The sequence below is a fragment of the Flavitalea sp. genome, assembly GCF_035489435.1.
Classification (GTDB): Bacteria; Bacteroidota; Bacteroidia; order Chitinophagales; family Chitinophagaceae; genus DATHKG01.
Genome location: NZ_DATHKG010000161.1, coordinates 163,390 through 175,598, shown reverse-complemented (window position 1 = coordinate 175,598; position 12,209 = coordinate 163,390). Strand labels below are relative to the sequence as shown.

General features: G+C 41.3%; 7 protein-coding genes and 1 tRNA gene. 5 read left to right on the top strand and 3 right to left on the bottom strand.

Annotated features, from left to right (window positions below; genetic code table 11):
- Positions 1-1,032: 1,032 nt before the first annotated feature.
- Complete coding sequence (locus tag VK664_RS25370; protein WP_461401518.1) at positions 1,033-1,818, bottom strand: carboxylesterase family protein; 786 nt, start codon at positions 1,816-1,818, stop codon at positions 1,033-1,035.
- Positions 1,819-1,927: 109 nt separating this feature from the next.
- On the opposite strand from VK664_RS25370, the gene VK664_RS25365 reads away from it, so the two are divergent.
- The 3 genes from VK664_RS25365 to VK664_RS25355 all read left to right on the top strand — a co-directional run bounded on the left by VK664_RS25365 (position 1,928) and on the right by VK664_RS25355 (position 4,747).
- Positions 1,928-3,028 (top strand): LptF/LptG family permease, encoded by a 1,101-nt coding sequence (locus tag VK664_RS25365; protein WP_461401520.1) that lies wholly within the window; start codon positions 1,928-1,930, stop codon positions 3,026-3,028.
- A 195-nt stretch (positions 3,029-3,223) separates the two neighbouring features.
- On the top strand, positions 3,224-4,549 hold the full coding sequence (locus tag VK664_RS25360; protein ID WP_461401517.1) for a citrate (Si)-synthase, eukaryotic: 1,326 nt from the start codon (positions 3,224-3,226) through the stop codon (positions 4,547-4,549).
- 125 nt (positions 4,550-4,674) lie between these two features.
- A tRNA-Ala gene (locus tag VK664_RS25355) sits at positions 4,675-4,747 on the top strand.
- A 1,237-nt stretch (positions 4,748-5,984) separates the two neighbouring features.
- On the opposite strand, the gene VK664_RS25350 is transcribed toward VK664_RS25355, so the two are convergent.
- Together VK664_RS25350 and VK664_RS25345 are read right to left on the bottom strand one after the other, a co-directional pair.
- Entirely contained in the window at positions 5,985-7,433 is a 1,449-nt protein-coding gene (locus VK664_RS25350) for an AAA family ATPase (RefSeq protein WP_461401516.1), read from the bottom strand.
- A 242-nt stretch (positions 7,434-7,675) separates the two neighbouring features.
- Entirely contained in the window at positions 7,676-8,668 is a 993-nt protein-coding gene (locus VK664_RS25345; protein ID WP_461401515.1) for a nucleoside hydrolase, read from the bottom strand.
- Positions 8,669-8,797: 129 nt separating this feature from the next.
- Here VK664_RS25345 and VK664_RS25340 point away from each other — a divergent pair, with 129 nt between their 5' ends.
- Together VK664_RS25340 and VK664_RS25335 are read left to right on the top strand one after the other, a co-directional pair.
- Positions 8,798-9,616, top strand: a complete 819-nt coding sequence (locus tag VK664_RS25340) for an ion transporter (RefSeq protein WP_461401514.1) — start codon at positions 8,798-8,800, stop codon at positions 9,614-9,616.
- A gap of 271 nt (positions 9,617-9,887) precedes the next feature.
- Positions 9,888-12,161 carry a cation:proton antiporter domain-containing protein gene (locus tag VK664_RS25335; protein WP_461401513.1) on the top strand — a complete coding sequence of 758 codons (2,274 nt, stop codon included), beginning with the start codon at positions 9,888-9,890 and terminating at the stop codon, positions 12,159-12,161.
- Positions 12,162-12,209: the final 48 nt, after the last annotated feature.

Sequence of the window (12,209 nt, the reverse complement as noted above, 5' to 3'; positions counted from 1 at the left end):
ACTTGGGGGAATATCATACTAACATAACAATTCTTACCAGTCCTATATAGCAGGCTTCGTTGTCCCATCATTCAATAAGCATTAAATCTTGTGGATAAGCCAATCACTTAATTAGCGATAGATGACAAATGAGCTGATATTGATTTTTGCAATTCCCTGCCCGATCTAATATACAAACCGATCTTACATTCGATGGGAGGAGATAACGCAGCCATCCGCAAAAAAACGCCGCGTGCAAATGCTGCCACCCGCAAACGCTGCCACCCGCAAAAACTACTACTTCCAAAGGCAGCCCCCGATAACGCTGCCACGTGTAAAAGCTGCGTTCGCAAACGATAAATCACGGCCACCCGCAAACACTAAATCACTACTACGCTGAATCATTGCCAGGCTGTAGCGAGCAAACGATGCAATACCCATCGTTATTTTTTCCTTTGCGCTTTGGGAAATATTATTAATGCACTGGAACCAGATTGCTTGCGAATTAGATGAAAAGAATGCAAATGCAATGATGCTCAACCGAAATTTCGATAGCTGAGATTGGTGCTAATGGATTTTGGCAAGTGTTTTTCCGATAACCGGGTAGCTGGCAACTGTAATTCAGAGAACGGTAACACAGCAATGTCATTTCAATTTCTGCAATGCCGATAATGTCAATGCCGGTTATTGCAATAAGCGAATGTTGAATTTTGTTGTACAAGTCGCATATCCCCCTAAGTGAACGAGATTAGAACGTGCAGGATGGGCCTGAGGTTGGTTTGATTGCCACCTTCGATTCCTGTTCGGAGTTACCCAAGCCGATCAGGGCCCAACAGCAACCAGCACTACAAGCATACCTAAAAAAAGCTGATCAGGGAACAAAAAGCCGATCGGAGACAACAGCAGAGACCGGCATAACGAAACGTATTAACCAGGAATCACAGTGGCAAATCAAACTAACCGAAAGGCCCATCCGGCGAAGGGAAGAACCGAGTGAACGCCATGACCGTGCACAATCAACAATCTCACATATATGCAACGGGGATAAAAAGATCATTTCTTTTGCCCAAAAAGCCATGGAAGTAGCTCAGGCTCATCAAATGCATTGTTCCAGCTATTATGTAACACGCCCGGATACTCCGTATACTTCACATTCGCCCCGGCTTTTTTCAAAGCGTTTACTATCAGCCTTGAATTGCCAACCTTTACCGTTGGATCTTTATCGCCATGAAAAACCCAGATTGGAAAACCCTTTGCATAGGTCGTGACTTTCTCCGGGTTGCCGCCACCACAGATTGCAATTGCTGCGGCAAAAAAACCAGGCTTGCGCCAAAGCAATTCAAATGTTCCCATACCGCCCATTGACAAGCCCCCGATATAAATCCTGTTTTTATCGACATTGTTTCCTTCAGCCAGCGAATCCATCAGCTTACTGACAAGGTCCAGCGTTTTTCCAGCCGGAACATTTGCTGGAAAAACCAGTCTCCCGAGCGAATCATCTTCCTTGAAGTTGAGTGAGATCCTGGCCCAGAAATCTGTAAATGGGCATTGCGGGAAGACTATGATGGCCGGGAACGCTTTGCGGTTAGCCGCGTTAGCGAAAAAGCTTCCGCCGTGTTTCAGCTGACCTTCATTGTTGTTACCCCTTTCGCCTGCACCATGCAGAAACAGTACAACCGGATATTTTACTAAAGGAGTATAGTTTTCCGGGTACATGATGCGGTATTGCAATACAGTACTGTCCCGCATAAAGGTTTTTTTCTCATAAATCCCATTTTCCTGTGCGCCGGATTGTGTAATTGTCATAATTCCAAGCAGAAACAACAAAGCTTTTTGCATGTACGGAAGATAATTATTAAATGGATATATGATGAAAAGGCCAAGTTAAAAATTCAACCTAAACTGTTGATTATTCAGCTATAATAATGAATAATCGTGATATTTGCAGATGATCAAAAAGCTCGATTGGTATATTCTTAAAAAGTTTTTATCTACTACCATATTCATGGTATTGATCTTTTCACTGATCTCAGTTGTGATCGACACCAGTGAAAAAACCGATGAGTTTGTAAAATCCGGTCTTTCAGCCTACACTATTCTTACCCAGTATTATGCCGGCTTTGTTCCATTTATCATTTCAATGATCTTTCCGCTGATGGTGTTCATCGCGGTAATACTTTTTACTTCGAAAATGGCGGGCAGATCTGAAATTATTGCGATCCTGGCCGGAGGTGTAAGTTTTAACCGGATGCTTCGTTCATACCTGATAGGGGCGTTTATACTTGGTGGTGGTTTCTGGCTGGCAAATCAATACCTGATCCCCCGCGCCAATATTCTACGGGGAAACTTCTCGGCGAGATATATAGATTCCGAAAGTTCTTATGAAAAGCAGGAGTATTATAAAAAAAGAAGGGACTATTATTATCGCATCAATTCAGATACCTATGCCGGTATGCGTAATTACGATTCGACTACAAAAACAGCAAGAAGTGGTTTTTTTATGGAAAAAATCGCAGATGGTAAAGTCGTTTATAATCTAAGGGCAGATAATATCAGGTGGGATACTTCAAAACAAAACTGGCAGATGACAAATGTTGTCGAGCGTAAGCTTGATGGATTGAAAGAAACCATCAGCCACACCGATTCAAGGAACATTAATCTTTCAATGCGTCCGGAAGAGATTGAAGATAAATATCTGAAAGACAAAATGACTACCCCAAAACTTATGGCTTTCATTAGTGCCGAAGAAACCAAGGGTACCGAGGGGCTGAACAATTACAAAGTAGAAAGATATCGGCGTGATGCTACTCCTTTTTCTGTTTTTCTTCTGACAATCATGGGCGCAATTATAGCTTCAAGAAAAACCAGGGGCGGGAGCGGGCTACACCTGGCATTAGGCATTATCATAGCCGCACTTTTTGTAGTTATGGATAAGTTCTCACTCACCTTTTCAACAAAAAGTAATTTTTCGCCGGTACTGGCTGCCTGGATGCCTAATATAATATTCGGATTCGTGACAATTTTTATATACCGGAGAGCACCAAAATAGATGCTTCGATCAGCATTAAAAATTCTGCGTTCATCCCTGTTATTTATTAATTTATCGTTTCCGGCAAGTAAACCGGATTGATAGTTCCCTTGTTTTGTTTTAACTTTAAGCGCCTTAGCAACAGGCGTATATGTGTGATCTTAATGAATAAGGCTATAATTACGATTGTTTATCAATTAATATAACCAGTATATAATGGGAATTCTTAAAGATCGGTTCAGGGAGAAAGCAACAGCTTCAGCTGCTGAAATTAAAAATCTCCTCAAAGACCATGGAAGCAAAATAGTAGGGGAGGTTCAACTTTCGCAGGTATACCAGGGAATGCGCGGTATCACTGGCCTGGTATCAGAGACTTCGTTGCTGGATTCAAAAGAAGGGATTCGTTTCCGCGGATATTCAATCCCGGAATTGCAGGAAAAGCTGCCAAAAGCTAAAGGAGGAACAGAACCTTTACCGGAAGGATTGTTTTATTTAATGCTTATCGGGGAATTGCCAACGGAAGAAGATGTAAATCATGTAACATCAATTCTCCAGAGAAGATCGCATGTTCCAAAACATGTATTTGATGTTATTGATGCTTTTCCTGTTGAATCACATCCTATGACGATGTTTGTAAGTGCCATCATGGCGCTGCAGACAGAAAGCAACTTCGCGAAGCAATATGCCGAAGGGATGAACAAAAAAGACTACTGGATCGCAGCTTTTGACGACAGTCTTGATCTTATCGCGCGCTTACCACGGGTTGCAGCTTATATCTACAGAAGAAAATATAAAAAGGATCAGCATATACAACCAAACGGCTTACTCGACTGGGCAGGTAATCTTGCACACATGCTTGGTTACAATAATGAAGGCTTTAAGGAACTGATGCGTTTGTATATGACTATTCACGCCGATCATGAAGGTGGAAATGTGTCTGCACATACAACACACCTGGTTGGCTCTGCACTAAGCGACCCTTATCTTTCACTGGCTGCGGGCATGAATGGCCTGGCAGGGCCCCTACATGGTCTTGCAAACCAGGAAGTGATAAAATGGATATTTGAACTGAGAGAAAAACTGAAAACAGAATCTCCTTCCAAAGAACAGATTGCGAATTATGTACAGGAAACCTTGAAAGAAGGCAAGGTTGTTCCGGGTTATGGTCATGCCGTTTTGAGAAAAACGGATCCACGTTTCACTGCCCAGATGGAATTCGGGAAAAAACATATGCCTGAAGATCCGTTGGTTCAGACAGTCTGGAACGTTTATGAAGTGGTTCCGCCTATCCTGGAATCACTGGGAAAGGTGAAAAATCCATGGCCGAATGTTGATGCACATAGTGGTGCTTTACTGGTTCATTATGGTATGGTAGAATATGATTTCTACACGGTATTGTTTGGAGTGAGCCGCTCACTGGGTGTGCTTGCCAGCCTGATCTGGGACAGGGCACTTGGCTTCGCGATCGAAAGGCCAAAATCAGTGACAACTGAACTGGTGAAAAAATGGATCAATGGTGAAGATAATATTTGGGGAGATTAGGATTTCCAGGCTCAATAAGCCAGTGAATCAGAAATATTTTGGAGAAAAACCCTGTCGTCAGATGGGGTTTTTCTTTTGGTTGAAACTGATCACAGGTATATATTTGCAATCCTTAACAGCTTTAGGGGGGATTAGCTCATCTGGTAGAGCGCAAGCATGGCATGTTTGAGGTGACCGGTTCGATCCCGGTATCCTCCACTTAACCGGTCAACTTTAGATTTTAAAGGTTGGCCGGTTTTTTTTATACTTAAATCCCTGCTAGGACTGAGTATGGCGAGAAGGTTGCCATTAATTTTCGGGTTCGACATTCCTTTTTCGTCAATAATTATTTTCCGGAAAAATCGAACAATAATTTTACGTAGAATTGAGGTTGAACTTGTTTCAAATAGTTCAGGAAGTTTTCGAATTAAGTCGATAACTGTTGTCATATATTTTTGATAATTGATATTTCGCTGTTGCTATTATGATATTCAGCTTCAGCTGGCTGATCTCGTATCTAATCTTGAATCTGAATTTTGAAATGAAGTCGCGTCTATACCGCTGTCAGCTCTTACTGGCATATTGAGTAAACCTTTTGCCGGGATAAATTTAGTTGCGATGCTATTGACCTCAGGGAGTCAACTTTTTCGAGAGATTGAATGAGAAGGCTAATTTGTTGCATTGGGATGTTCGACTACTCTGTCTTCAATCCAATTGAAAAAATAATCGGGTTATATTATTTATGAATAAATTTTTTGTATTGAATTTTGTGATTTTGTCATGGAGTGCTTGCAATTGTCAAGTATTTTCACAATACAAAATTGTAAAAATTCCCGAAGATTCTTTTTATCTCAGATTTTACTATAACAGTAAAAATTCGAATTTCACAAAAATGATTCAGTAAAGTTTTTATGTAAATCAATCAAACCAAATTCTTTTTTATTATTGATAATGTTATTAATGTGATCAATAAAGTATTAAAACAATGAAAACAGTTGAATCAATCTTTCGGAAGTACTTAATTGTAGCGTCATTCCTCATGATTGTTCAAATCATATTACTAGTCATTTCCTTTTATGTTCCATTAAATTTATATCAATGGACAGCGAAAATATCAACCACTGCTTTTCACATCGTAGGCTATTTTATGACTTTACTTTTCTACTTTTCTTTTTTCAATATCTTTATATTGATTATTTCTGCAATTGTCCAGATCGCTGACGGCAAAATGACGAGTTGGACATTTTTCTTTTTGGCTTCTGCTGTAGCTTATATTTTTTACACGATTGAAGTTGGAAAAAGTATTTGATTTTTGTTTTCATGACGATTAGAGTCGGTGGCAGACGAGCGCACAGGTCTTGGAAAAGTCGGTGTAGACTGGTTTTCCGAATAATTTATAAACTGTTTATAATAAAGTGTTGAAGCTATTATACAGTATGTTTCTTCTCCCGTCAAGTCAGTAAAACAAATCATTCATCACTACTTCATTTTGTATTCGCCCAAGATAATATTCGTTTTTCTTAGTGCCAAAGGTGGTGATCATCGTAGGAAAAAGTGTTTTCCTGGTTTTGGTCCGGGTTCGGAATACATTCAACTTAATATCAATCTCGCCGGCATATTTTTTATCGATCACAAATTCCGCAGTAGTGAACTTTATTTCGCAGATATTGATGCAACGGTCCTGCCTGTCAATCAACAGATCGATCTGCGCTCCCTGCTCCCCTTTATCGGGAACATATCGCCAGCCGGATAAATGCGTAAGTACACCTTCAATACCCAATGCGCGTTTGATTTGGGTTGTATGTTTCTGGCAAACCGATTCAAAGGCAAAACCTGTCCAACTCAGGTAAGATGCCGTGCCGGATTGTTTTAACCATGCCCCTTTACCTGTATCTTTTGGTTTCTCAATAAATTTTATATAGAACAAAGAATACTCGTCAGACAGTTTATAGATGCTCTCATTCTCCGATTTTTGAAAGGCGAGATACGGTGTAATAAAACCCGATTCCTCCAACTCCTTTAAGATCCTGGTGGTAGTTCCGCCGGAAGTAAAACCACAGGCCGCGATAATCTCATTTCGCGTCAATCCTTTTCCTTTGCGCGCCAGTGCACGGACAACGGCTATATGGTTCTCAGAATTTGCGAAGAGCGATTGATACAACTTGTCAAACTCCTGTTTCAGTATTCCGTCTTTAGTAAAGCAGAGCCTGTCTATAATTTGCACAGTGCTTTCACCAGTGTTTAAGTCTTTAAGATAATGCGGGATGCCGCCCATCGCCATATATATTTGTAAAACCTGGTAACGGTCAAGGACAATTTTCCTGGCGCTTAAGTATTGTTCCGTTTCTCCCAACGTGAATGGCAGCAACCGGATCGTTTGTGTCACACGGTTATGGAGTCCACCCCGGTTATTAATGATATTCTCAATCATCCACGATGCCGCCGACCCGCAAATAATAACTTTCAGGTGATTCTTTCGGGACGCCGACACGTTCCACCAATGATCGAAAGCCTGTAGAAAACCGGATTTGCGGGTATTGATCCACGGAAATTCGTCAAGAAATACAACGGCTGGTTTATTGCTGGCCAGGTTATCCAGAAATGCGTCCAGCATAGAAAAGGCCTTTACCCAATTTTCCGGAGTTGCAAACGCGATGGTACTCCGGGCAGATTTCTGTAAGGCAAGACTGAAATTCTGTAGCTGGACCTGCATGGTGGCGTCATGTATCCCAATAAATTCAAATACAATTTTATCGCTGCAAAATGTCCGGATCAGATATGTCTTGCCCACCCTTCGCCTTCCATAGATAGCAATAAGCTCCGCTTCGCCCGAATCTATCTTAGCGGCCAATACCTCCTGTTCATCGATTCTGCCAATTATCTGCATAAATCTATATCCAGCCAAATTTAAACATTTTCAATCATTTTGGACAGTTATAATATTTATACTCAGCCAAAATAGACTTTAATTTGATATTTTGGACGACTATAAAAAATTATATTAAGCCAAAATGACGTCATTTTGACCAGTTTTGGACAGTTATAAAAAATTATATACGGCTAAAATATCATTTTGATATAGTTTTTGGAAGACCCGCCTTTTAAGTATACAAGACAGGAATCAATAAGGACAGGTATAATGAAAGGTTATCGATTATTTGACGGTTGATGTTGCATCAGCTTATTAATGTATGCCGCAACATCTGAAAACGGAAGATTTTCCACCAGGTAAGCATGACGGCTTCCGGAATCCGTCCATGAATTTGTTCCATCTGCGTTAACCACCATGGTACCTTGATGAAGTTTATACCAGGGCGCATATCCTTTCACCCCGACTAATACCGCGGTCTGATCCCAACTCATTCTGCCTGCTGAATCCTGTTTTGCCAAAGGAATAGAAATTCGGTAAACATCTTTGACCGGGCTGTTTTTTATTGAAGCGTTTTTTACCAGCGGAAGACCAGTTTTAATTTTCTGGCCGATTTCAAAGCCGCTTAATATGATTTTTGAGGGCCAGCGTTCAAATACCAGTTTCGATGCTGCTGCATCTTCACGGACATTGAATTCATTCCCGGCAGGAAATCTTCCAGCCATACTAACCAACAACTTCACTTTTCGACGGACCAGCTCTGTACCGGGATAGGGCGAATATTTATCGCCGGGTGATTGCAACAGCCCCGCCAGATTTGTCAGGAAACCAACGGTGACAATAGTTACAGTATTATCGGGACGGGCAGCAAGGATTTTCCGGTAAAGCTCAACAGCTTCGGTTGCTTCTTCATTTGATTTAATGGTATGCGGATAACGGGCTATTAATGTATCTGACCAGTGCTGCGTATCGCGTTGGTTAACCGCGTTGCCCCTGGCAACTCCGACCGGTACCGATGCCCTGTTAAAATAAGTATTTAATATGTTGAGCACTGGCACCACACCAGCATATTTAGTACTCGCTATGGTGGCAAGAATATTCACCTGGTTAGAGTCAGCCAGCGCATGTAACAAGGCAATAGCACCGACATCATCATAATCCGGCCCCATGTCTGTGTCAAAAATGAGCGGAGTTTTTTCCTGGGCAGAGGCGCCCGGGATGATAAAAAATGAAAACAAACAGGTTATGGCAACTAGTACTGGATATCGCATAAAAGATATTTGTTGATTTGGCTTAGGAGTAATTGCTATAGCAAATTAACGTTAAGATAGAATTTATGCTAAACTCATAAACCATTAATTTGTGAAATATTATTGGCGGGATGTTTAATTAAGACGTTTATGCAGCAAGAAGAATCAAAATCGTGGCGGGAAAAGATTCATTCGATCGTTTACGAATCATCCACGCCCGCAGGTAAGGCATTTGATGTTACCCTGTTGTTCCTGATCTTCACAAGTATATTGGTGGTGATGCTGGACAGTGTCGAATCACTGCATAATCGTTATGGCAACCTTTTTTTGAAGCTCGAATGGACCTATACCATTTTGTTTACCATAGAATTTATTTTAAGGCTGATCTGCATCAAAAAGCCCTTCCGGTTCATATTCAGTTTTTTCGGAATCATAGATATTCTCTCCATCCTCCCTACTTATATAGGTTTGTTTTATGCAGGTGCTCAAACCTTGCTTGTAGTGCGGGCCCTCCGTTTGCTTAGAGTTTTCCGGATCTTTAAGCTGAGGCACTATGTGAACGAAATGCAGTTTCTGCTACAGGCAATCAAGGGAAGTGTAAGAAAGATCAGCATATTCATGATGATGGTTTTTACAACAGTCATAGTACTCGGTTCGGTGATGTATCTTGTTGAAAGGGGCAAAAATGGTTTCACCAGTATCCCGGATAGTATTTACTGGGCGATTGTAACCATCACTACAGTTGGCTATGGCGACATTTCGCCTGTTACCCCATTGGGTAAATTTGTGGCTAGTGTTATCATGCTGATGGGCTATGGTATTATTGCCGTTCCAACTGGCATTATCACAACAGAGATGGCGCTGGCAGCACGTAACAAAAACCACAGTGCGGAAGCTTGTCCGAACTGTGGCCGTGAAGGGCATGAAGAAGATGCGGTTTATTGTAAATATTGTAGTGCAAAGTTATAAGATCGTCATCTCTGGTTCTCTTCTTCAAAGCCTACGGTATTTGATTTATATTGCGTTCGATTTTTTATCAAAATAAACGATGCCTTGCGATCCGGAAGATGCAGTCTGAAAATAACCTGGCCATGGCGCCCGAAAATAAGAGTGAACCAGGCATTATAAAACGCCCATGAAACTTTTTTGACACATCCCTCAAGTGCGGGGCCAGCCAAGGGAATGCAAATAGGGCGTTTCCCCCATCCAGGGTGTGGGCCAAAAAAATAAAAATGAACGGATGAAAAAAAATAAGAATCTCATTTTTTATGCTACAACCATTGTTGCTTTTTCAGCGATTATATACTTCGTTATAAAACAGGGTACAGTTTTACAGTCTGGCCGGGTGAAGGATTTCGTGCCACAGATTAATGCCTCGACCTGGGATCAGTTTAAAAATACTTTTCTACTCAACCTGCAGTATCCACTAGCCATCCTGCTTTTGCAGATCCTGACGATAATTATTGTTGCCAGAATATTTGGTTTTTTTTGTAAGAAAATAGGACAGCCAACGGTAATAGGGGAAATTGTTGCAGGTATCGTTCTCGGGCCTTCATTTCTTGGGATGTATTTTCCAGAATATGCAGGCTTCCTTTTCCCGAAACAGTCGCTTCCGAATCTGCAATTCCTTAGCCAGATCGGTTTGATCCTGTTTATGTTCGTTATAGGAATGGAGCTTGACCTTAATGTACTAAAGAGTAAAGCCAAAGATGCTATCGTCGTAAGCCATGCCAGTATCATCTTTCCTTTTACATTAGGAACTGGTCTTGCCTATTTTATTTACCAGCATTTTGCGCCTCCCAATATCGGTTTTCTTGCGTTCTCACTTTTCATGGGGATAGCAATGAGCATAACCGCATTTCCCGTGCTTGCAAGGATCGTACAGGAACGGGGTCTTTCAAAAACAAAACTCGGCACCATAGTCATTACCTGTGCCGCTGCTGATGATATTACTGCCTGGTGTATCCTTGCCGTTGTTATCGCGATAGTAAAAGCGGGTTCTGTATTAAGCGCACTTTATACAATTCTGATGGCGCTGGCTTATGTATTTATCATGTTGAGAGTGGTACAACCATTTCTGAAAAAAATAGGCGACAAATATCAAAACAAGGAATCGTTTAGCAAGCCGGTGGTTGCTATATTTTTTATTACATTATTGTTATCGTCCTATGCCACGGAGGTTATCGGCATCCATGCCTTGTTTGGCGCTTTCATGGCCGGAGTGATAATGCCGGCAAATACCAATTTTAGAAACATATTTATTGAAAAGGTTGAAGACGTAGCACTGGTTTTGTTATTACCACTGTTTTTCGTTTTTACCGGACTGCGCACGCAGATCGGATTGTTGAATGAGCCTTATCTCTGGAAGATTTGCTTTGCAATTATAGCTGTTGCCGTGATTGGAAAATTCCTCGGCAGCGCCCTTGCGGCCAGGTTTGTCGGGCAAAACTGGCGTGACAGTTTAGCTATAGGTGCATTGATGAATTGCAGGGGATTGATGGAGCTCATTGTACTTAACATTGGTTACGACCTTGGCGTACTGAGCCCGGAGATATTTGCAATGATGGTGATCATGGCGCTGCTTACCACTTTTATGACAGGCCCGGCCTTAGACCTTATCAATAAGTTCCGGCCCGAGAAAAGCAGGCCCGCAGAGGCGATCATGAACGATCTGCTCAAATACAATATCATTGGCTCTTTCAGCACGGCCAAAAAGGGCGTATCCATCCTTAAACTGGCGCATAGTCTTGCAAGGAGATCATTGGACACAACACAGGTAACTATGCTTCATGTTTCGTCCAGCAATGAACTCAATTTATATAACCAGGAAGAATATGAACGTGATAGTTTCAACCCGATCCTGGACGAGGCAAAAAAACTTAACCTCAAACTTCTGACAATTTTTAAACCTGCCCTCGATGTAAATCACGAGATTACTACCGTAGCAAATGCAGGCAATTATGACCTTCTTTTAATTGGTGCAGGAAGTTCCGTTTTCGAAGGCACTTTCCTCGGGAGGTTGCTGGGAATCACAAGTAAGATTATCAATCCTGAAAAATTATATGATACCATTACTGGTAAAGAAAGACTTTTCGAGAATGCATATTTTGACGATCGGGTCCGGCAGATTTTAAGAGCATCGAAAATACCTGTTGGTATCTACATCAATAAAAGGTCAGACAAGCTTGAACACATATTTGTTCCAATATTTTCCATCAGTGACAGCTACCTGTTTATCTTCGCTCAAAAATTTATTAATAACAGTCTTTCACGTGTTAGCATCCTGGACATAGCTGGTGTTATCAGGCAGAATCCTGAGTTAAGTGCCAGCATCGAATCTATAAAGGGTGCCAATCCGGGTTCTGTTGAATTATTAAACGTAGATAGAATCGAAAGAAAATTCCTGGATCAGCAGGACCTTATGCTTATCAGTATGGATAGCTGGCGTAAAGTGGTTGAAGAACAGAATGAATGGTTATCGCGGTCTCCGTCGGTTCTGATAATTAAACCATAAAACAATGCTGATATTCTGATCATAGCACAATTCTTATATGAACCATAG